General features: G+C 73.2%; 22 protein-coding genes. 7 read left to right on the forward strand and 15 right to left on the reverse strand.

Annotated elements, in window-relative coordinates; all coding sequences use genetic code 11:
• Nucleotides 1-6 precede the first annotated feature (6 nt).
• Nucleotides 7-243 (forward strand): 30S ribosomal protein S18, encoded by a 237-nt coding sequence (gene rpsR, locus IO40_RS0126710; protein WP_016470962.1) that lies wholly within the window; start codon nucleotides 7-9, stop codon nucleotides 241-243.
• A 132-nt stretch (nucleotides 244-375) separates the two neighbouring features.
• Here rpsR and IO40_RS0126715 read toward each other — a convergent pair whose 3' ends face one another.
• The gene (locus tag IO40_RS0126715) at nucleotides 376-570 is read right to left on the reverse strand and encodes a hypothetical protein (protein ID WP_031176279.1); all 195 of its coding nucleotides are present in this window, start codon (nucleotides 568-570) and stop codon (nucleotides 376-378) included.
• A gap of 334 nt (nucleotides 571-904) precedes the next feature.
• On the opposite strand from IO40_RS0126715, the gene IO40_RS0126725 reads away from it, so the two are divergent.
• The gene (locus IO40_RS0126725; RefSeq protein WP_016470961.1) at nucleotides 905-1,297 is read left to right on the forward strand and encodes a DUF2267 domain-containing protein; all 393 of its coding nucleotides are present in this window, start codon (nucleotides 905-907) and stop codon (nucleotides 1,295-1,297) included.
• Between the two features lie 77 nt (nucleotides 1,298-1,374).
• On the opposite strand, the gene IO40_RS0126730 is transcribed toward IO40_RS0126725, so the two are convergent.
• A complete protein-coding gene (locus tag IO40_RS0126730; RefSeq protein WP_031031508.1) occupies nucleotides 1,375-1,791 on the reverse strand; it encodes an SRPBCC family protein in 417 nt (138 codons plus the stop codon).
• A 92-nt stretch (nucleotides 1,792-1,883) separates the two neighbouring features.
• A complete protein-coding gene (locus IO40_RS0126735; RefSeq protein ID WP_041968883.1) occupies nucleotides 1,884-2,408 on the reverse strand; it encodes a MarR family winged helix-turn-helix transcriptional regulator in 525 nt (174 codons plus the stop codon).
• A gap of 244 nt (nucleotides 2,409-2,652) precedes the next feature.
• Between IO40_RS0126735 and IO40_RS0126740 the strand changes: the two genes are divergently transcribed.
• Entirely contained in the window at nucleotides 2,653-3,864 is a 1,212-nt protein-coding gene (locus IO40_RS0126740; protein ID WP_016470958.1) for a PP2C family protein-serine/threonine phosphatase, read from the forward strand.
• Between the two features lie 3 nt (nucleotides 3,865-3,867).
• On the opposite strand, the gene IO40_RS0126745 is transcribed toward IO40_RS0126740, so the two are convergent.
• Nucleotides 3,868-5,286 carry a carboxypeptidase regulatory-like domain-containing protein gene (locus tag IO40_RS0126745; RefSeq protein ID WP_016470957.1) on the reverse strand — a complete coding sequence of 473 codons (1,419 nt, stop codon included), beginning with the start codon at nucleotides 5,284-5,286 and terminating at the stop codon, nucleotides 3,868-3,870.
• A gap of 208 nt (nucleotides 5,287-5,494) precedes the next feature.
• Between IO40_RS0126745 and IO40_RS0126750 the strand changes: the two genes are divergently transcribed.
• Complete coding sequence (locus IO40_RS0126750) at nucleotides 5,495-6,133, forward strand: TetR/AcrR family transcriptional regulator (protein WP_016470956.1); 639 nt, start codon at nucleotides 5,495-5,497, stop codon at nucleotides 6,131-6,133.
• Nucleotides 6,134-6,269: 136 nt separating this feature from the next.
• Here IO40_RS0126750 and IO40_RS0126755 read toward each other — a convergent pair whose 3' ends face one another.
• The 4 genes from IO40_RS0126755 to IO40_RS0126770 form a co-directional block, all read right to left on the reverse strand.
• Nucleotides 6,270-6,461 carry a hypothetical protein gene (locus IO40_RS0126755; protein WP_016470955.1) on the reverse strand — a complete coding sequence of 64 codons (192 nt, stop codon included), beginning with the start codon at nucleotides 6,459-6,461 and terminating at the stop codon, nucleotides 6,270-6,272.
• Between the two features lie 100 nt (nucleotides 6,462-6,561).
• Nucleotides 6,562-7,272 (reverse strand): hypothetical protein, encoded by a 711-nt coding sequence (locus IO40_RS0126760; protein WP_016470954.1) that lies wholly within the window; start codon nucleotides 7,270-7,272, stop codon nucleotides 6,562-6,564.
• Nucleotides 7,269-7,799: a sigma-70 family RNA polymerase sigma factor gene (locus IO40_RS0126765; protein ID WP_031176280.1), complete on the reverse strand. Its 531-nt coding sequence runs from the start codon at nucleotides 7,797-7,799 to the stop codon at nucleotides 7,269-7,271. Before IO40_RS0126765 ends, IO40_RS0126760 begins: the two co-directional genes overlap by 4 nt.
• Before the next feature lie 492 nt (nucleotides 7,800-8,291).
• Nucleotides 8,292-9,359, reverse strand: coding sequence for an ATP-dependent DNA ligase (locus tag IO40_RS0126770; RefSeq protein WP_031176281.1), 1,068 nt, complete (start codon nucleotides 9,357-9,359; stop codon nucleotides 8,292-8,294).
• Nucleotides 9,360-9,453: 94 nt separating this feature from the next.
• On the opposite strand from IO40_RS0126770, the gene IO40_RS0126775 reads away from it, so the two are divergent.
• Nucleotides 9,454-10,989, forward strand: coding sequence for an ATP-dependent DNA ligase (locus tag IO40_RS0126775; RefSeq protein WP_016470951.1), 1,536 nt, complete (start codon nucleotides 9,454-9,456; stop codon nucleotides 10,987-10,989).
• Between the two features lie 155 nt (nucleotides 10,990-11,144).
• Here IO40_RS0126775 and IO40_RS0126780 read toward each other — a convergent pair whose 3' ends face one another.
• From IO40_RS0126780 to IO40_RS0126805, 6 genes are all read right to left on the reverse strand, one after another.
• Nucleotides 11,145-11,627, reverse strand: a complete 483-nt coding sequence (locus IO40_RS0126780) for an HIT family protein (RefSeq protein ID WP_016470950.1) — start codon at nucleotides 11,625-11,627, stop codon at nucleotides 11,145-11,147.
• Between the two features lie 4 nt (nucleotides 11,628-11,631).
• Nucleotides 11,632-12,417 (reverse strand): aldo/keto reductase, encoded by a 786-nt coding sequence (locus IO40_RS0126785; RefSeq protein WP_041968892.1) that lies wholly within the window; start codon nucleotides 12,415-12,417, stop codon nucleotides 11,632-11,634.
• A gap of 148 nt (nucleotides 12,418-12,565) precedes the next feature.
• Nucleotides 12,566-14,137: a purine-cytosine permease family protein gene (locus tag IO40_RS0126790; protein WP_031176282.1), complete on the reverse strand. Its 1,572-nt coding sequence runs from the start codon at nucleotides 14,135-14,137 to the stop codon at nucleotides 12,566-12,568.
• A gap of 252 nt (nucleotides 14,138-14,389) precedes the next feature.
• Complete coding sequence (locus IO40_RS0126795) at nucleotides 14,390-15,301, reverse strand: universal stress protein (RefSeq protein ID WP_016470947.1); 912 nt, start codon at nucleotides 15,299-15,301, stop codon at nucleotides 14,390-14,392.
• A gap of 256 nt (nucleotides 15,302-15,557) precedes the next feature.
• The gene (locus IO40_RS0126800; protein WP_016470946.1) at nucleotides 15,558-16,592 is read right to left on the reverse strand and encodes an NAD(P)-dependent alcohol dehydrogenase; all 1,035 of its coding nucleotides are present in this window, start codon (nucleotides 16,590-16,592) and stop codon (nucleotides 15,558-15,560) included.
• Nucleotides 16,593-16,629: 37 nt separating this feature from the next.
• Nucleotides 16,630-16,995: a Clp protease N-terminal domain-containing protein gene (locus tag IO40_RS0126805; protein WP_016470945.1), complete on the reverse strand. Its 366-nt coding sequence runs from the start codon at nucleotides 16,993-16,995 to the stop codon at nucleotides 16,630-16,632.
• Nucleotides 16,996-17,211: 216 nt separating this feature from the next.
• Between IO40_RS0126805 and IO40_RS0126810 the strand changes: the two genes are divergently transcribed.
• Together IO40_RS0126810 and IO40_RS0126815 are read left to right on the forward strand one after the other, a co-directional pair.
• Nucleotides 17,212-17,874 carry a TetR/AcrR family transcriptional regulator gene (locus tag IO40_RS0126810; RefSeq protein WP_030406063.1) on the forward strand — a complete coding sequence of 221 codons (663 nt, stop codon included), beginning with the start codon at nucleotides 17,212-17,214 and terminating at the stop codon, nucleotides 17,872-17,874.
• A 157-nt stretch (nucleotides 17,875-18,031) separates the two neighbouring features.
• Nucleotides 18,032-20,269, forward strand: a complete 2,238-nt coding sequence (locus IO40_RS0126815; protein WP_016470943.1) for a HelD family protein — start codon at nucleotides 18,032-18,034, stop codon at nucleotides 20,267-20,269.
• Here the strand turns inward: IO40_RS0126815 and IO40_RS38060 are convergent.
• A complete protein-coding gene (locus tag IO40_RS38060; protein WP_016470942.1) occupies nucleotides 20,246-20,434 on the reverse strand; it encodes a hypothetical protein in 189 nt (62 codons plus the stop codon). The genes IO40_RS0126815 and IO40_RS38060 overlap by 24 nt on opposite strands.
• Between the last annotated feature and the right edge of the window lie 52 nt (nucleotides 20,435-20,486).

Consider the following 20,486-nt stretch of genomic DNA (forward strand, 5'->3'; position numbering starts at 1 on the left):
GGATCCATGCCCCGCCGCAGCGCCGACCGCAAGCCGCCCCGGCCCCGGCCCAACCCGCTGGACGCCGCGGGTATCACGTACATCGACTACAAGGACACCGAACTCCTGCGGAAGTTCATCTCCGACCGCGGCAAGATCCGCAGCCGCCGCGTCACCCGTGTCACCGCGCAGCAGCAGCGCCGGCTGGCGGCGGCCATCAAGAACGCCCGCGAGATGGCCCTGCTGCCCTACGCCGGCCGCTGACCCTGGCCGGGCCCCCGAGGGGCGGGTCCCGGCCGTCCCCGGCGCCGCCCCCGGACGTGCTGCGCGACGGCGGCCCCGCGAACGCTTGGCGATCGCGGTGGCGTACCGGGGGGGCTGCGCGGCCGGACGCCGTCACGGCCGTGGTGACGGGCGGCGCCGGCGGGTTCCGTCCGGCAGCGGCTCGCCATCGAGGAGCGCGTCCAGGATGGCCGGGGACGAGCGTCCGCGCTCCAGCGCCCGGGAGCCGGCCTGCGGCGTTCCCGGTGCGCGGCTGGTGGAGCCGCCCCGGTGCCGCGCACGCCCGAAGAGCATCGCGCCGGCGGGCATGCGCTCCCCCGCGGTGGGCCGGCTCTGCTTCAAGGTGCGCCCAACGGCACCGACCCCGGTGACTGGCCGGACGAGCGGATCCGGGACCAGCCGGACGCCCGGCTCGCGGCGCACGGCGCCCCGCGGCTGTGCCGGGGCCGGTGACCGAGAAGTCGGTGCTGCCGCTGCGCGCCGCGGTGAGGGAACCCCTGCGCCACGGCCGGGTCCTGGTCGCCGCGGCCGGGCCGGCGTAGAACTACACGGGAGCACCGCTCGCGGACGCGGGGTAGCGGCCCTCGTGCGGGGTACCGCGTGGCGGGACAGCCCCGCCCCCAGCGGCACGAAGGAGCCGACCATGAGGTACGACGAGTTCCTGGCCCAGGTACGCGAGCGCGGCGAGTACCGCGACCAGCAGGAGGCCGAACAGGTCACCCGGGCGGTGCTGGGCGTGCTCGCCACCCGCATCACCCCCGTCAAGGCGCAGGAGCTGGCCGCCCAGCTGCCCGGCCCGCTGGGGCCGGCCGTCGCCGAGGCCGGGGAGGAGGCGCCGGAGACCTTCGGTGTCTCCCAGTTCTGCGAGCGTGTCGCCGAACAGACCGGGGCCCGTCCCCGGACCGCCGAGTGGGACGCCAGCGCGGTGCTCTCCACGCTGGCCGACGCGGTCTCGGGCGGGGAACTGAACCAGCTGATCAGCCAGTTGCCGAGCGGTTACGCCACGCTCTTCGGCAAGGCGGAACTCAGCCGCTGACGACCTCGGTGTGTGGCCCGCCCGCCGTTGACGGGGGCGGGCCACCGGCCTGTCCGGAGGGAACGCCGGTGTCGGGCCTACGACCGGTAGCGGCGGTGCAGAGTGCCGAGCGCGTGGTCGAGGGCGGCGCGGAGCCGCGGGTCGTCCGGGCCGCCCGTCTCCACGGTGACCGTGACCCGCACATCGCCGGGGGCCGCGTCGGTGACGTAGAGCCTGCCGCGGTGGCCGCCCGGGCCGAGGGTGCGCCAGACGGCGGCGCGGCCGGCCGGGTCCGTGGCCACCCGCACCTCGGCCACCCGGCGTACTCCCCCGACATCGGCAGCCACCCGCAGCCGGGCGTCTCCGTCGGGGACGTCACCGGTCTGCGTGGGTCCGACAGGTTCGGCGCCGGTCACCTCGCTCACATGCTCGGGCAGCCGTGCCGTCTCGCTCAGCCGCGCGAACAGGGCGTCGGGGTCGGCGGTCAGCGTGGTGGTCAGTTCGTAGCGCGCCATCGCGGCTGTGCTCCTCGGCGCTCGACGGCAACTGCCCCCGTCCACCAGCACACCACATCCTCTCCCGGCGGGCGCGGCGGCGGGCGGGAGTCTCAGGCCGTGCGGTCGATGTCGCCGAGGGAGGGCAGCCGCCGCAGCGGAGCGGTGTCCTCGGTCGCGTCGCGGAAGGCCCGCAGCCCTTCGTACAGCACGGAACGGGCCCGCGGTGGCATGGCCGCCAGGGTCGCCGTGAGCGCTTCCTCGCGGCGCAGCCGCAGGTCGCGCAGGTATTTGCGCCCCTGGTGGGTGAGGTGGAGTTCCAGCTCGCGGCGGCTGACGGGGCTGGGCAGGCGTTCCAGGAAGCCGAGCGCCTGGAGGCGGTCGCACAGGCGGCTCACGGAGGAGGGCGCCGAGCCCAGCAGCTCCCCCAGTGTGCGCAGGTTCATCCCCTCGTCACGGTCGAGACAGTAGAGGACCCGCAGCTGGGAGGAGGAGACGGGGGAGGTGGAGACCGCGTCCCGGCCGTGCTCCCACAGGACCTCCAGCAACTCGATGACCTCGCCGGCCGTCCCGGCTGCCTCGTGGGAGGTCGACGTCACGTTCCACTCCACATTTCCGGCACTCTCGCCGCCCGGCATCACGGGGCTTCGTCGTCACCTGCTCGTCGTCAGGGAAGGGGCAGGGGCAGCTTATCGCCCCGGGTGCCCCTTCGACAGACCCGCACCGGCAGCCGCAGGCCAGGTCACGGGCCGTGCGTGTGTCCGGCATCTGTTGTCATTCAGCGAATGTTGCAGTGCGACGATAATGTACTGGTCTGGCCGCAGGGCAAGCAGTGCCCCCTGCCCGGCCGTCGTACGGATGGCAGAGCGAGAAGCAGGAGACGTGGACAGTTTCGCCGTGGTCGAGCGGGCCTTGCGCACCGCCGCCCCGCATGCATTGATGGATGTCGTCGTAAAGGCACTGCGGGAGCGACACGGCGCCCTCGACGCCGAACTGCGCATGGCCGACTACGGTATGCGCACCCTCCAGGTGGTCGAGCCGGTCCCCCTCTCGACCGAACCGCTGCGCATCCACGACAGCCCGCAGGGACGCGCGCTGCGAGCCTTCGAACCGCTCGTACTGCCGGACCGGGAGGCGGACACCGTCACCGTCCACCTGCCGGTGAGCGTACGGGGCGACCGGCTGGGAGTGCTGTCGGTCACCTTTCCGGGGGATGCCGACACCCGGAGCCTGCTGCCGCACCTGGAAGAGCTGTGCCGGGCACTGGGCCACGAGATCACCGTCGCGGAACGCGACACCGACCTGTATCTGCGGGCACGCCGGGCCACCCGGCTCACCCTCGCCGCCGAGATGCAGTGGCAGTTGCTGCCCGGCCGCTCCCTGCGGCGCCGCGAGTTCTCCCTGGGCGCCCATCTGGAACCGGCCTACTCCACCACCGGCGACAACGTCGACTGGTCCGTCTCGGCGGAACATCTGACGATCGCCGTCGCCAACGGGATGGGCGAGGGCGTCGAGGCGGCGCTGCTGACCAATCTGGCGGTCAGCGCCATGCGCAACGCCCGCCGTGCCGGGCTGGGCCTCGCCGACCAGGCCGCCCTCACCGACCAGGCGGTCTACGCGCAGCACCGGGGCCGTGCCCATGTGTCGACAGTGCTGCTCCGGTTCGAGCTGGCCACCGGTGAGGTGGAGGTGGTCGAGGCCGGGTCGCCGCGCATCTGGCTGCGCCGGGAGGGGAAGGTGGAACCGCTCGTCTTCGACGCGCAGTTGCCGCTGGGCATGTTCGAGGACACCCACTACGTCACCGAGCACTTCCGGGTGCGGCCCGGGGACCGGCTGCTGCTGGCCACGGACGGCGTCCACGAGTCGCCGTCCCCGGCCGGCGAACCGTTCGGCGACCAGGCACTGGCCCGCGCGCTGACCGCCAGCAGGCTGCTGCCCTCGGCCCAGGTGCCCCGCGCCGTCTTCCACGCGCTGACCGAACACCGCAGAGGGCGCCCTCTGGAGGAGGACGCCCTCATCGTGTGTGTGGACTGGTACGGCCCCCGCACCCCGTCCCCCGGACCGGCCCGGGGCGGCCGGCCGGCGGGCGGGTGAGGGTCAGCCCCGTACGGGGCCCGCGGCGGCGGGCACCGGCCGGCGGGCGAGACGGAAGTCCTGCCGCACCGGGTGGCCGTCGCGGGCCCGGACCCGGGCGACGGCGGCCAGCCGGTCGGGGCTGGAGGCGATGACGTTGACGAACTCGTCGGGCAGCCCGGCCGCCGCGTACTCGCCGTTGGGGTCCGTGATGGCGCGGACCAGCTCCCGCCCGTGGGTGCCGGTGACGGTGATGGCCACGCCCTGCACCGGCTCGCCGCGCTCGTCGGTGACCCGGCCGGTGAGGGTGGGTGTCTGCTGCCCCAGGCGGTGGGTGCGGGGCGGCACCGCGGTGGGCCGGGGCAGCTCGAAGGACGGGTCCTCGACGGGCGGCTCCTCGGCCGCCGGGACCGCCTGCGGCTCCTCGCCGCTCGCCTCGGCCTCCGCCTCCTTGCGGGCCGCGCGCCGCTCCTTCCAGGCGCCGAGCGCGATGAGAGCCGCACCGGCGACCACCCAGGCGCACAGCACGAGCGCGTGCCGCCACACGTCCTTGCCGTCGAAGTAGAAGATTCCGCGCAGCGCTTCGATCAGGTTGCCCATCGGCATGATCGGGTGCAGCGCCCGGAAGAAGCCGGGCACCATCTGGACGGGTATCGCACCGCCGCTGGACGGCATGCTCAGCAGGACGAACAGTCCCATGGCCACACCGGGGAAGAACTGCTTGAAGAATGGCACGAGCCCGAAGGAGGTCTGCGCGACGGCCTGGGTCATCAGGAAGATGAGCGGGATCGCCAGCGGTTCGTTCGGGATGACGTCCATGGCCCGTGCCACGAAGAAGGCGACGACGCTCTCCACGGCGCCGATGCCGACCAGCGTGAGCACCTTCTTGCGCCGCCCGAAGGTCGTGGCCCTCAGCAGCATCATCACGCTCACGTAGCTGGGGATGGTGCAGGAGAGGACGACGTAGAAGAGACCGGTGCCCATGCCGTCACCCGGTGCGGTGGGTGCGGCCTCGTGGACCTGGAGCTGCCCGCCGGACTGCTGGGCGACCGCGGTGAAGGTCTTCTGGAGGACCGATTCGAGCGAGTAGCCGTCGGCCTTGGCGACGTACAGCCGGGGGTGCTGGGCGTCCGGCACATAGGCGGCGGTGGCCTCGCGGCCGGTGACGGCGTCGTGCGCGGCGCGGGCGTCGGGGACCTGGTGGATGTCGAAGGCGCCGGGGCTCTTCTTCTCCAGCGCCTGTTCGAGCTGGGGCGCGGTGGGCCCCGCCACGGCCACGTCCACGTGGTGCGGCACCGGGTTGTGGAAGGGCAGCAGGTAGCAGACGAGGAAGCCGGTGAAGAAGAACGCCGGGAACCAGAGCGTCTCCGCCAGCGTGCGCACCGTCACGCGGAGCGGTGAGGGGCCGCCCGCGCTCTCCGGTTCCGCCTTGTGTTCCGCCATGGACAGGGTCCGCCTCCCTAGGTACGGGCGATGAGCGAGGTGCCGCCGTGTTGCGGCGGGACAGAGCGTTGGCACACCCATGGGATGCATGGCATGGCCAATGATTAGCAACGCTAACAGAAAGATGCAGTGCTGCAAAAATGCACTACTGTAGAAAGCGCCAGGCAGGCCGGGCAGGGACCCGCGACGAGTGATCGGGAGCACACAGATGGCCGCCCAGACCGCCGAAGCCGCCCAGGGGCTGCGGGAGCGCAAGAAACTGGAGACCCGCTCGGCACTCCGCGCCGCAGCCGTACGGCTGTATCTGGAGCGCGGGCCGGCCGACGTCACGGTCCACGACATCTGCGAAGCCGCCGGCGTCTCCCCGCGCACCTTCTTCAACTACTTCGAGACCAAGGACGACGCCGTCTTCGACTGGGACAACCGGCTCACCGGCCAGCTCGTCGACCTGCTGACCGCCCGCCCCGCGCACGAGGCCCCACTGGAGGCCCTGCACCACACACTGCGCACCGCCATCCCCGCCCTGGTCGCCGACGCCGGCTGGCGCGAGCGCCGCAAACTCCTGGGCGCCCACCCCGAGTTGGTGCGCAAACTCGTGCACAGCAACAGCCACATGTCCGAAGCCCTCTCGGACGCCGTCGCCGCCCGCACCGGACTGTCCGCCGACGCCCTCTACCCCCGCCTCGTCGCCGGCGCCGCCATCACCGTGCTGCGCTCGGCGATCCGTGCCTGGGACCCCGAGTCCTCCACCGAGGAACTGCTGGCCATGCTCGACTCGTGCTTCGCCTCGGTCGCCGCGGGCCTGCCCGAACCTCCCGGCGACGACCCGGCACGGCCCGGGGGCTGAAACACATCCGGCCGCTCGCCCCGCTCTCCGGCCCGCCCCTCCCGGCGGAAACGGCGAGGGCGGGCCGGAGAGCGGGAGAGGGCGCAACGAGGATGTCCGCTCTACAGGTGCGGCGAGGCCGTAAAGTGCGTCGGCTTCACGAATGCCGCTGGATCCAGTAGGCGAGGGCGGTCGCGGTGCCCGTCCCGTGGGCCGTGCCGCGCAGTGGGCGGGCGGTGGCCGGCCGGCGGAAGCGGTACCCACGTCCGCGCCGCCCTCCGGCCGGACCGTCGTCCCGGATCGCCGCTGCGCCGGGCAGGTGGGTGCGCGAGGGCTTACGCTCCATCATGGAGGCGTCCTTTCGGGGGCGTTCTCGTTGGGAGAGGAGCCCGCCGGCGGTCCGTGGCCTCGGAAACCCGAGACCGCCGGGCGGGCTGCTCGACGACTGCCTAGACCGACTCCTGGAGCCGCAGGGCCAGTTCACGGTCGGGCCGGCACACCAGGACCTCGTCGGCGTTGCCGATGGCGGCGAGCCGGTCGACCTCGTGGGTCAGCGCGTGCACGGGGCTACGCGCCAGCTTCCCGTGCCGCCACTCCCAGGCGGCGAACCGCCGGGTGGCGCGGACGAAATCCGCGTCCAGGGTCTCGGGGGTGTCCATGGTGCTCAGCATCTGGAGCCAGTGCTCGGCCTCCGGCATCTCGCCCCGCCCCAGGTGGTGGAGGTGGAGACAGAAAGCCGCGATGCCCTTGCCCGCCCCGGCGGCGAACTGCCACCAGAACTGGGCGCTCTCATGGTGCCGGGCCTTGTGCAGCATGCAGGCGAAGACGTGGGCGCCGTCCACGTCGATCTCGGCGAGGTCGCTCACGCGCACCAGGAGCATCCAGTCGTCCGCCGTCCCGCCGGCCGGCTCCCTCCGTCCGATCGCCTCGGCGAGTCGCTCCACCTGCTCGGCGGCGCCGGGCTGGTCGAGCCCCCAGCCCACCACGACCCTCAGCTGCTGGCCGGCCGCGGTGGGCAGATCGGCCAGCGGTGTGGTGTACCCGGCGTCCCGGGCCAGCCGGCGCAGTGCGGCGGCCTCGTCGAACGTCCGCTTCTCGGCGCGCAGCGCCCGGCCCAGCGAGGCCAGCATGGCGTCGACACGGGCGGGTTCGGTGCTCACTTCGCATCCCCCTCGTGTTTGAGATACGTGGAGACGACCGGCTCCAGACGCTCTCTGGCCTTGCGGCAGTGGTAGTCGACGGTGCGCTTGGTCACGCCCAGGTACCAGGCGACCTTGCCGGTGTCGACGTTCATCACCTGCCGCAGCACGATGGCGTCGAACTGGCGCGGTGGCAGCTTCCGCAGCGCACGGTAGAGGCCGATCTCCTCCGCCGGCTCCAGGTGGGAGAGCTCGTGCCGGATGGATTTCAGCTGCTGGGAGATCACCGTCTTGCGGAAGATCGCCCAGATGTCCGCCTGCATGTTGCTCGACTCCAGCAGTTCGTCCCAGAGGTTGAGGATCTCCGGGAAGGCACGGTGGACCGTCTCCTCGGCGGCCTCCCAACTGCCCGACACCAGACGGGCGAACTCGTGGAAGTCCTCCTGGTTGGCCACCCACAGCGCCTCGAATTCCAGCGGCAGCGGCCTCGTCATCACCTCCGACGCAATCGGTCTGAAGGTGTCGTTCGGATGGGCATCTTCTGTCATGGGATCTCTTCATCGAGAGGTGGTGGCGACAACGGTTGACCAAGTCACGACGTGTCGCGTTCGGTTGGCGACTACTCAACCCCTGAAAACCGGGGGACACGCATGCGCCGGGAAAATGCGAATCACACTCTGAATCCGGCAGAGAGCACACGGTGACGGCACTACTGCGCGGTAACAGCGCGTGAGCTGGGGACTCAACACCGAATCGCACCGCGGTCCACACCTTCAACGGCGCAGAAATGTGGCGCACGTCACGGCACATTCGGGTGTGAGCGCCGCATCCGCCGCACCCGTCACATCGCGGCGGACGACACCCGGCCCTCTCACCGCCCCACCGGCCTGCCCCGTACCCGCCTCGTACCCCGCCCCGTGCCCCGCTCCGGGCCCGCTCCGGGCGTGACACCGGCCCGCTCGTGCACACACCGATCGATCCCGTGAGCACTCCGGTCCGTTCCGGGCACAACCGGCCATCGGCGAACGGCAGAGGACCGGTCAGCGACCGCCCAGGGCCTGCTCCAGGTCGTACCGGACCGGCTGTTCCAGCTGTTCGTACGTGCACGAGCGCGGGTCCCGGTCCGGCCGCCAGCGGCGGAAGAGGACCGTGTGCCGGAACCGTTCGCCCTCCATGTGGTCGTAGGCCACCTCGCACACCCACTCTGGCCGCAACGGCACCCAGGAGGCGTCCTTGCCGCCGCTCCACCGGCTGGGCGCCCCCGGCATCCGCCCTTCCTCGTGCGCCGCGGCGTCCTCCCACCGCGCCCACGGGTGCTCCTCGGGGTGGTCCATGCGCAGCGGTGCCAGCCGTTCCATCAGCTCCCGTCTGCGCGCGGCCGGGAACGAGGACGAAGCCCCCACGTACTGGAGGGCCCCCGCGGTGTCGTAGAGGCCCAGCAGCAGGGAGCCCAGCGCCTCGGGCCCGCTCTTGTGCGGGCGCAGCCCGGCCAGTACGCAGTCCGCGGTGCGCTCGTGCTTGACCTTCAGCATCACCCGCTCCCCCGGCCGGTAGGGCAGCTCGGGCCGCTTGGCCACCACCCCGTCGAGCCCCGCCCCCTCGTAGTGCGCGAACCAGTCGCGGGCCACCGCGCTGCTGTAGGTCACCGGCGCCAGATGGAGCGGCGGCCGGGTGCCGCCCAGCGCCCGCTCCAGCAGCCGGCGCCGCTCGGACAGCGGACGGCCCGTCACGTCGTCCTCGTCCAGCGCCAGCAGGTCGAAGGCCACATAGGAGACCGGGGTCCGCTCCGCCAGCAGCCGCACCCGGGAGGCGGCCGGATGGATGCGCTGCTGGAGCGCCTCGAAGTCGAGCCGGCCGCCCAGCGGCAGCACGATCTCCCCGTCCAGCACGCACCGCCGCGGGGCCCGCGCCCGCAGCCCCTCGACCAGTTCGGGGAAGTAGCGCACCAGGGACTTTCCGGTGCGGCTGATCAGTTCCACCTCGTCACCGTCCCGGAAGACCAGGCAGCGGAAGCCGTCCCACTTCGCCTCGTACTGCATGCCCTCGGGGAGGTCGGACACGGGCTTGGCGAGCATCGGCTTGACGGGTGGCAGCACCGGAAGGTCCACGTTTTCGATTCTGCGCCGCCCCCGCGTCCCCCGCACGGCCGGAGCCGTCCGCCCCCGCCGGGTGGCATCCGTCCCGGATGGGTACCGGGGGGCCATGCTGCTGGCACAGATCGCGCGGACGTCGGCCCGGATCGCCGACGCACCGGGCCGCAACGAGAAGGTCGCGCTGCTCGCCGAACTCTTCCGGCAGGCCGAACCCGGCGAGGTGCCCGTCGTCGTCACCTATCTGGCCGGCCGGCTCCCGCAGCGCCGCACCGGAGTGGGCTGGAGCACGCTGCGGGAGCTGCCGCCGCCCGCCGCCGGACCCTCGCTGACCATCACGGACGTGGACCGCGCCTTCAGCGGACTGGCCCGGGTGAGCGGCAAGGGCGCCCAGGCGGAACGGAAGCGGCAGCTCGACGCCCTGATGAGCGCGGCCACCGAGGACGAGCAGCACTTCCTGGTCCGGCTGCTCGGCGGTGAACTGCGGCAGGGCGCACTGGACGCGTTCGCGGTGGAGGGGCTGGCCGCCGCCGTCGGTGCGGAGCCGGGCGAGGTGCGGCGTGCGGTGATGCTCGGCGGCTCGCTGGGCGCCGTCGCGGAGGCGCTGCTCGCCGAGGGCCCGCCCGCGCTCTCCCGCTTCCGGCTGGAGGTGGGGCGCCCCGTACTGCCGATGCTGGCGCACACCGCCGGGGAACTGGACGAGGCGCTGGACAAGCTGGGGCCGTGCGCGGTGGAGGAGAAGCTGGACGGCATCCGGGTGCAGGTCCACAAGGACGGCGACCGGGTACGCGTCTACACCCGCACCCTGGAGGAGATCACCGACCGGCTGCCCGAGGCCGCCGAGGTGGTCCGCGAGGCCGGGGCAGGACAGCTGGTGCTGGACGGGGAGGTCATCGCACTGGCGGACGACGGCTGGCCGCGCCCCTTCCAGGAGGTGTCGGGCCGGGTGGCCTCCCGGCTGGACGTGGCGGCGGCCAGCAGCGAGCTGCCGCTGCATCCCGTCTTCTTCGACGTGCTGTACCTGGACGGCCGGGACCTGCTGGACCTGCCGTCGGTGGAGCGGCACGCCGCGCTGGCCGGGGTACTGCCCCAGGAGCGGCGGGTGCGCAGGGTGACGGTGTGCGACCCGGCGGACCGGGAGGCGCGCTCCGCGGCCCGCGCGTTCGCCGAGGAGGTACTGGCCCGCGGTCACGAGGGCGTCGTCGTCAAGGCGCTGGACGCGGCGTACTCGGCGGGCCGGCGCGGCGCCTCGTGGCTGAAGGTGAAACCGGTGCACACGCTCGATCTGGTGGTGCTGGGCGCCGAGTGGGGGCACGGACGGCGGGCCGGCAAACTGTCCAACCTGCATCTGGGCGCCCGGCGGGCCGACGGCACCTTCGCGATGCTGGGCAAGACGTTCAAGGGCCTGACGGACGCGGTGCTGGCCTGGCAGACCGAAAGGCTGCGCGGGCTGGCGGTCGCGGAGGAGCCGTGGGGCGTGGTGGTGCGGCCGGAGCAGGTGGTGGAGATCGCCTTCGACGGGGTGCAGCGCTCCACCCGCTACCCGGAGGGCGTCACGCTGCGGTTCGCGCGGGTGGTGCGGTACCGGGACGACAAGCGGCCCGAGGAGGCCGACACGGTGGAGGCGGTCACGGCCCTGCTGCGGTGAGCGGTGACCGCCGGTGGTCGCCGCTGACGGTCACCGCTGGGCGGTGCTGACGGGTGACCGCCGGGCGGCGCTGGCCGGTCACCGCTGAGGCTGCGCCGACAGGTGACGGCCGGGGCTGTGTGCCGACCGGTCACCGCTGCAGCGGTGCCGACCGGTCACCGCTCCGCCGCGTCGGCCTCCGTGCCGGCCCGTGCGTCGGCCTCGGCGTCGAGCTCCGCGTTGACCTCCGACCGGATGCGGGCGGCCACCTCGCGGGCCTCCGTCTCGTCGGAGTACTGGTGGCGCGGCCAGAAGAAGCCGCGCAGCCCGTCCTTGCGGCGCCGGGGCACCACGTGGGTGTGCAGGTGCGGTACCGACTGGCTGACCCGGTTGTTCTGCGCCACGAAGGTGCCGTCCGCCGCCATCGCCCGCTCCACGGCGGCGGCCACCAGCCGGACGGCGGTGAAGTAGGGGCCGACCGATCCCGCGGGCAGGTCGGTCAGCGTCTCCAGGTGGCGCCGTGGCACCACGAGGACGTGGCCGGGGAAGAGGGGGCGGCGGTCCAGGAAGGCGACGACGGCGCCGTCCTCGTGGACACGGTGGGCGGGCAGCTCGCCCGCGACGATCGCGCAGAAGACGCAGGGGTTCTCGGCGGCCATGGCGTCAGCCGAGGGTGCGGGGGTCGGGGCCGACCCGGGTGCCGGTCTCCAGCCGCTGGATCTGTGCCAGGTCCTCCTCGTCCAGGGAGAAGTCGAAGACGTCGATGTTCTCCCTGATGCGGGAGGGTGTGACGGATTTGGGGATGACGACGTTGCCGAGCTGGAGGTGCCAGCGCAGCACCACCTGCGCCGGGGTCTTGCCGTGCTTGGCCGCCGCCTTGCGCACGACCGGGTCGTCGAGCACGCCGTTGCCGCGGCCCAGCGGGGACCACGCCTCGGTGACGATGCCGTGCTCGGCGTCGAAGCAGCGCAGCTCGGGCTGCTGGAGCCGGGGGTGCAGTTCGATCTGGTTGACGGCGGGCACCACCCCGGTCTCCTCGAAGAGCCGCGTGAGGTGTTCCGGCTCGAAGTTGGAGACGCCGATGGCCTTGGCCCGGCCGCTGTCGTGGATCTCGGCCAGCGCCCGCCAGGTCTGGACGTACAGGTCCTTGGCGGGCACGGGCCAGTGGATGAGGTAGAGGTCGACGTGGTCGAGGCCCAGCCGCTCCAGGGAGTCGTCGAAGGCGCGCAGGGCGACGTCGTGGCCCTGGTCGGTGTTCCACAGCTTGGTGGTGACGAAGAGTTCCTCGCGGGGGATGCCGGACTCGCGCAGTGCCTTGCCGGTGCCGCCCTCGTTGCCGTAGAGGCTCGCGGTGTCGATGCTGCGGTACCCGGCCGCCAGCGCGGCGGAGACGGTGGCCGCTGCCTCGTCGTCCGGCACCTGGTAGACACCGAACCCGAGCTGCGGCATCCGCGTGCCGCTGTTGAGGCGGACGGTGGGGACGTGTGAGGTGTTCACTGTGCGACCTCTGCTCTGTGAGGGGACTCCCGGGCCTCTTCCGCCTGAGTGCCCTGAGCGGCCCGGGTCCATTCCCCCACCCGCCCCCGCCGGGCGCCGCTCAGGCGCCCGGAACACCCTCCGGGGCGACGGCCGCGGGCTCGGCCGGCTCGCGGACCGGCCGGTCGCCGGCCTCCTGCTCGCGGGCGGCCGGCAGCACCGCGTACAGCACTGCGGCCAGCAGCACGGTGGCGGCCCAGCCCAGACCGTTCCTGCCGATCCAGGTGTCCACCAGCGGACCGGCGAACCACTCGCACTTGGTGAAGCCGAGCCCGACCAGCAGGGCGATACCCCAGGCCGTCATGGCCTGCCAGCAGAAGCCGCCGACGTACCAGTAGCGGCTGCTGCGGGTGGTGTCGAGCAGACCGTCGGGGTCGTAGCGGACGGTCTTGCGGCGGCGGCGCAGCATGTCCACCCCGTAGACGCCGACCCACGCGGAGAAGGAGACGGCCAGCAGGGAGAGGAAGGAGATGAACGAGCCGTAGAAGCTCTTGGCGACCAGCATCAGCAGCAGACCGCCCACGAGGCTGATCGCCGCGTTGATGGAGACGGCCCAGGCGCGGGGCAGCTTGACGCCCATGGTCTGGGCGGTGAAGCCCGCCGAGTACATCGACAGGCTGTTGATCAGCACCATGCCGATCACGGCGATGATCAGGTACGGCACCGCGAGCCAGCCGGGCAGGGCCTCACCGAGGAAGGAGACCGGGTCGTCGGCCTTGGCCAGCGAGGGCTCCTTGACGGACATCACCCCGCCCATCAGCACCATGGGGACCAGCACCAGCAGCGCGCCGGAGACGGTGGTGCCGAAGATCTTGCGGCCCTGCGCGGAGTGCGGCAGATAGCGGGCGAAGTCGGGACCGGTGGGGATCCAGCTGATGCCGCCCGCGGCGATGGTGCCGATACCGGCGATGAACATGGCGGTACCGCCCGCGGGCCGCGAGAAGACCTCGCCCCAGTCCATGGTGGTGATCAGATAGACCAGCACCAGCACGGTGAAGAGCCCGAACAGGTAGGTCGACCAGGTGTTGCAGAAGTTCAGCACCTTGCGGCCCATACCGCTGACCAGGAACGTCACCCCGACGAACGCCAGCAGGGTGACGACGATCAGCGGGGTGTTGCTCCGGACGCCGAACAGCAGCCGCAGCACGGTGAGCACGGCGTAGGCACCGGTCACCGCGTTGATGGTCTCCCAGCCGAAACGGGCGACCCACAGGATCATGCCGGGGAAGTAGTTGCCGCGCACCCCGAAGGTGGCCCGCGAGAGCATCGCGCCGGGGGCCCCGCCCCACTTGCCGGAGACCGACAGCAGGCCGACCAGCCCGAAGGAGACGGTGCCGGCGATGGCGGCGGCCAGCAGCACCTGCCAGAAGTTGAGGCCGTTGAAGACGACGAGCCCGGCGCCCATGGTCAGCAGCAGGACGCTGATGTTGGCGGCGACCCAGGTGGGGAACAGCTCCCGCACCCGGCCGCGCCGCTCGTGGTCGGGTACGGGCTCGATACCTCGGCTCTCGACAGTTTCGTCGACGGGACCGGCGGTGAGGGCGGGGGACGCGTCCGGCCCGGCGGCCGGGGGTGCGAAGGAGGACGCCGGGGAGGCGCCGTCGGTACCGGCAACGCCGGGACGAACTGCCATGGGTGGTGCTCCGTGCTGGTTCTCTGGTGCGACGTGCGTCATTGCAGGGTCCTGACCAGGACCGACCCGGACTCTACGCGCGTTGCAGTGCGGCCTCTATCGTACATAGCCACACGATCGGCCCCCTGTTTTCAGAGGAACATCCAATAGATCCCGGTCATTCCCGAGAACCGCCAGAAAGCCGGTAACCCCCGAATCACGGGGCACTGGCACACCCGCGCCGCCGCCAGGCAGCCGACTCCCCCGGAACCGTCAGGAGACGGGCACCAGCACTACCGAGCAGCGGGCGTGCTGGAGGACGGACTGCACCACGGGCCCCACCTGGAGGCCCAGGCGCCGGGACTCCCGGCGAACGCCCAGCACGACCTGGTCAGCGCCGTCGCTCAGCTCGATCAGATGCTCGGCCGCCGGCCCCTCACGCTGCTCGGCATGCACCGTCACCTCCGGTACACGCTCCCGCAGCGGCGCCAGCGTCTCCGCAAGGAAACGCTCGGCCTGCCGGGCCTCCTCCGAGGGCTCCTTGCGGGGCCGCTTGCGCGCGATCCCCGGGAAGGCGGGGTGCGACCAGGAGTGCAGCACCCGCACCGCCGAGCCGCTCAGCCGCGCGGAGCGCAGGGCGAAGTCGACCGGCTGCGTGCTGCCGGCCGCCTTGAGCCCCACCACGACCTCCCCCGCCGGTGGGGAGTCCGACCGGGGCAGCTGCCCGTGCACCACCATCAGCGGTCCGGTCGCGTGCGCGGCCAGCCGCAGACTGACCGAGCCGAGCAGCAGCCCGCGGAAGCCGCCGTGTCCCCTGGTGCCCACCACGGTCAGCTCGGCATCGCGGCCGGCCCGCACCAGCGCCTCGGCCGCCGGCTCCCTGACCCCGGCCGCGGCCACCCGCAGCCCGGGCGCCCGGCCGCGGGCACGCTCGGCGGCCTCGTCGGCCACCTCCTGGGCCGCCCGGCGGATCCGCTCCCGGTCCGTGTCCGTCTCGGGCACGGCGGTACGGCGCGGCGGGAGACCCCCGCACAGCACCAGCAGCTCCGCGCCCCGCCGGGCGGCCTCACCGGCGGCCCGGTCCAGCGCGCGGAGGGAGTGCGGGGAGCCGTCGACGCCGACCACCACGCGGCCCGGGGCGGGTGCGGCGTCCGATGTCCCGGCTCGCCCGTCGGTCTGTGACATGACTGCCTCTCTCCTCGTGTCGTCGTGCTGTCGTGTCCGTCGTGTCGTGGTGTCCGTGGTGTCGTTCTCGCGTGCCCGTACCCTCGCCGTCCCGGTGCTGGTGCGCTCGGTCCTGCCTTTGCGTACGCACGTGCTCGCCCACCCACCGGCGTGCCCGCACACATCGACGGGCGGGTACCCCTCCGCCGGAGGGCACACCAGGGCGGACGGGGCACGCGTGGGACACAGGGGGCGGCGCCGGGCCCAGGGGCGCGGCTCAGGGCACCATCACCGCACGCCCGTTGATCTTGCCCTCGTGCAACAGCTCGTAGGCGCGCGGCGCCTCGTCCAGCGCGAACCGCTCGACGTGGATGTCCAGCACCCCCTGCCGGGCCAGGGCCAGCACCTCCTCCAGTTCCGCTCTGCTGCCCCAGTAGGGCGAGCGGACGGTGGTCTCGTACGGGAGGATGCCGAACCCCACGGGCAGGGTGCCGCCGCCGATGCCCACCAGCGTCACATCGCCCTCGATGCCCACGCTCTGGCCGGCCAGCGCCGTGGTGGGCGGTACGCCGACGAAGTCGAAGACGGCGGTGGCGCCCTGACCGACCGTCAGCTCACGGATGCGGTCGGCGGCCTTGGTGTCCGACAGCAGCACCTCGTGGGCGCCGACGCTGCGGGCGAGTTCGAGCTTCTCCTGGGCGACGTCCAGCGCGATCACCCTGGCCGGTGTCATGGCCCGCAGCAGCTGGATGCCGAGGTGGCCGAGCCCTCCCGTGCCGATGACCACGGCGGTGCTGCCCGCCACCAGTTTCGGCAGTGACAACTTGATCGCGTGGTACGGGGTCAGCCCCGCGTCGGTCAGCGGCGCCGTGGTGACCGGGTCGAGACCGCCCAGCGGCACCAGATGCCGCGGATCGTCCACCAGCAGGTACTCGGCCATGGCGCCGGGCGCGCCCAGTCCGGGCGGGAAAATGCCCTCCTGGGCGGCGCGCAGACAGTAGTTCTCCTTGCCCTGGGCGCAGTTGTGGCACACGCCGCAGCCCCACGGCCCGTACACGGCGACCGAGTCCCCCACCGCGACGCCGCGGGCGCCGTCCCCCAGCGCCTCGACGGTGCCCACCCCCTCGTGGCCGAGGGTGAGCGGCAGGGGGAAGCGGAGCTGGTCGCGGGTCATTCCCATGACGGCGAAGTCGGAGTGGCAGGCGCCGGCCGCGGTCACCTTGAGCAGCACCTGCCCGGGGCCGGGCTCGGGGTCCTCCACCGTGGTGAGGACGGGTGCTTCGCCGATGTGCTGGTACTGGAGGGCCTTCATGGTGAGCTCCTTCGTCAGGGCGGCGCGTCGTGGCGCGTCAGGCGGAGTCGGCCACCGGCCCCGGCAGACCGAGGCCGACGATCCTGGCGCCCCGCAGGCCGCCGGGTACGTCACCGGCGAGCGTGTCCGGGTCGAGACCGGCACGGGCCAGCAGGGCACGGGTGGATCCGGTGCGGGCTGCGGCCCACAGCAGATGTGCGGTGTCCAGGCCGTCGCCGCCGTCCCGGCGTGCGCGGGCGAAGGCGGCGGCGGGCATCTCGCGCGCGGAGTCGGTCAGCAGCCGTTCGACGGGGACGCGCCGCACGGCGGGCGGGGAGGAGAGGTGCGAGGTCCCGAAGATTCGGTCGAGCAGCTCGGGGAACGGGTCACCGCCGCTCGGTGAGCCGAAGGGGTGCAGAGTCATGGCGTTCCTCCGCTGCCGCGGATCGGTGCCGGGATCGCGGTTGCGCTCCGCTCCACTACAGCAGGTCCCCCGAACGGCCGCAAAAGGAGTGTCCCGGCGGCATACCGTGGCGCGCTCCCCGCTGCCGCGGCGTGGGCCGTCCCGCCCTCCCGCCAGCTTTGTGCAACCTGGAAAAAGATTTAACCGAGTTACATTTCCTCTGTTACGGTTGCCGCCATGACCGACACCCCTCCCGGACTGCGCGAGCGCAAGCGGCAGCGCACCTACCAGGCGATCTCCGACGCGGCCATCACCCTCTTCCTTGAGCGGGGCTTCACCGCCGTGTCCGTCTCCGAGATCGCCGAAGCGGCTGAAGTCTCCAAACCGACCCTCTTCCGCTACTTCCCGGCCAAGGAGGACATGGCCCTCTACCGGCTCGCCGACCACGAGGACGAGGCCGCCCGCGTGGTCGCCGCCCGCGGCCGGGACGTGACGCCGCTGACCGCGCTGGAGGAGCACTTCCTGGCCGGGCTCGCCGCGCGCGATCCGGTCACGGGGCTGAGCGACGCCCCCGAAGTGCTGGCCTTCCACCGGCTGCTGTACGGCACCCCGAGCCTGGTCGCCCGGCTGCACTCGTACACCGCCCGCTCCGAGGAGGCGCTGGCCGCCGAACTGGCCACCGTGCCCCCGTCCGACACCGGGCACGCCACGGCCGGGCACCGGGAGCTGACTGCACGGCTGGCGGCCGGGCAGATCGTGGCGACCCAGCGGGTGCTCGCCACGCAGAACTGGAGCCGCATCTCCCAGGGCGCGAGCGCCGACAGCCTGTACGAGCCCGCCCGCGACGCCGCCACGCACGCGTTCGGCCTGCTGCGCACCGGACTGCGGCCGTACGCGTGAAACGCGGCCGGGGCAGCAGACGGGACGCATGCGGATGCGACAAGGCAGCGGATTGCACGCCGGACGTCACAGACAACGGAACGCGCCCCGGGCGTCACGGGAGCGGGACGAGCACCAAGCGGAAGAGCCGAAGAGCGGACGAGAGGACGAGCAAGCCATGACCAGCCCCAGCACGGGGAAACGGACCGCGGGCGGAACCGGACCGGGCCGCATCCGCCCGGTGGACGGCGCCCCGGAACCGCCGGGCGAGGGCCCGGCCGGCGCACTGGCCGCCGAGCTGGCCGGGGAACGCGCCTACGCCCGGGTGTGCCGCGCCACGCTGGAGCGCACCGACGCCGCCGCGCAGGAACGGGTCCGCGAGGGCGCGGGCGTACTGACCGGCCGGCACTCCGGTGAGGACGCGGGCGAGGGCGTCGCCGCGGACGGCGCCAGTGCGGAGGCGCTGGGCCGCTATCTGCGCAGCCACGCCAAACAGGTGCGCGAGGAGGCGGACGGCCCGCCCTTCTTCGGACGGCTCGACTTCTGCGACGAGGGTCCGGCGGGCCGGGAGGCGGGAGAACACCGCGGCCAGCGGTACTACATCGGCCGCCGGCGCATCAGTGAACACCCCGCAGCGCCGCCGCTGGTGCTCGACTGGCGCGCGCCCGCGTCCCGCGCCTTCTACCAGGCGACGGCCCGCCGTCCGCTGGGCGTGGGCCTGCGGCGCCGGTTCGGCTGGGCCCCGGGCGGCACGGGCGCGCCCGGTGACCTGACGGGCATGGAGGACGAGCGGCCGGCCGACGCGGGCGGCGCTTCAGAGGCCACGGACGCCGCTGCCTCCGCGCTGACCAGCCGGATCGTCGCCGGCGAGATCGAACGGCCGCGGGTCGGGCCGATGCGGGACATCGTCGCCACGATCCAGCCCGAACAGGACGACCTCGTCCGCTCCGGCCCGGAGGACTCGTTGTGCGTGCAGGGCGCACCCGGCACCGGGAAGACCGCCGTGGGGCTGCACCGTGCCGCGTATCTCCTCTACACCCATCCACGCCGCATCGAGCGCGGCGGTCTCCTGGTCGTCGGCCCCAACACGGGGTTCCTGCACTACATCTCGGCCGTACTGCCCTCGCTGGGAGAGAGCGGAGTGGGGCAGTGCACGGTGCGGGACCTGCTGCCGGACCGCCCCGTCACGGCGGAGGACGGCCCGCGGGCGGTGGCGCTCAAGCACGACGAGCGGATGGCCCGGGTGCTGCGCCGCGCCCTCCGCGCGCGGGTGCGGATGCCCGACGGCCCCCTGGCGGTGCCCGACGGCTCCTACCGGTGGCGGCTGGACGAGGAGGCGCTGCGCACCGTGGTCGCCGAGACGCTGGCGCAGGACCCGCCCTACGAGGTCGGCAGGGAGCGGGTGCGGGCCCGTACGGTCGGGCTGATCCGCGACCGGGCCGAGCGCCGGGCGGGCCCGCCGGGCGAGGCGTGGCTGCGCCGCATGGGGCGGAAGCGGGAGGTGACCGCCTTCCTCGACGCGGTGTGGCCCCGGGTGCGGACCGAGGAGGTCGTGGCGGGGCTGCTGGGTGACGCGGCCACCATGGCGGCTGCCGCGGACGGGCTGCTGGACGAGGCCGAGCAAAGAGATCTGCTGTGGCCCGCGCGCCGCCCCCGTACGCCGCGCACGGCGCGCTGGTCGGCGGCGGACCTGCTGCTCCTGGACGAGGTGGCCGGGCTGCTGGCGCACCCCGAGGACAGCTATGCGCATCTGGTGGTGGACGAGGCGCAGGACCTCTCCCCCATGGAGTGCCGGGTGCTGGCCCGCCGCAGCCGGTTCGGCTCGCTCACCGTGCTGGGCGATCTGGCCCAGGGCACGACGCCGTGGGCCGCCCGCGACTGGGCGGAGCAACTGGCGCATCTGGGCGCGCCGGGAGCGCCGGTGGTCCCGCTGACGACGGGCTACCGGGTGCCGGCCGTCCTGGTCGAGACGGCCAACCGGCTGCTGGACTCGCTTCCGGTGCGGGTGCCCGCGGCGCGGTCGCTGCGGCCGGGCGGCGAGTTGACGCGGGTGCCGGTGGCCCCGGGCGGGACGGCCCGTGCGGTCGCGGAGCGGGTGCGTGCGGCCCTGGAGCGGGAAGGCTCGGTCGGGGTGATCGCCCACGGCCCCCGTGCCGCCGAGCTGGCCGGTGCACTGGCGCAGGCCGGGATACCGGCGGGCGGGCCCGGCGACGTCCGGGAGGCGGCGCGGGTCACGGTGGTGGGCGCCGAACTGGCGAAGGGTCTGGAGTTCGACCATGTGGTGCTGGTGGAGCCGGCCGAGGTGGCCGGGAGCGGACGGCACGGGCTCCAGCGGCTCTACGTCGCGCTCACCCGCGCCGTCTCACGGCTGGAGATCCTGCACGAGCGGGAGCTACCCGAGGCTGTGCGACGGTGAGGAGACACCGCCGGCGGTCCCGGCCGGGGCGACCAGGTCGCGGAGCCAGTCGGGCTGGTCGGCGATCTCCAGCAGGAGAAGCAGCCGGGTGAGGGGGTTGTCCCAGCCAAAACCGTCGTCCACCGGGTCCGCTGAGGTGGGAGGTTCGGCGCCTGGTGCGGTCACTGGGGCTCCTGTGGACGGACGGCGGCTCGTGAACTCCGCTGCGTCCTCGTGG

The organism is Streptomyces albus subsp. albus, assembly GCF_000725885.1.
Lineage (GTDB): Bacteria > Actinomycetota > Actinomycetes > Streptomycetales > Streptomycetaceae > Streptomyces > Streptomyces albus.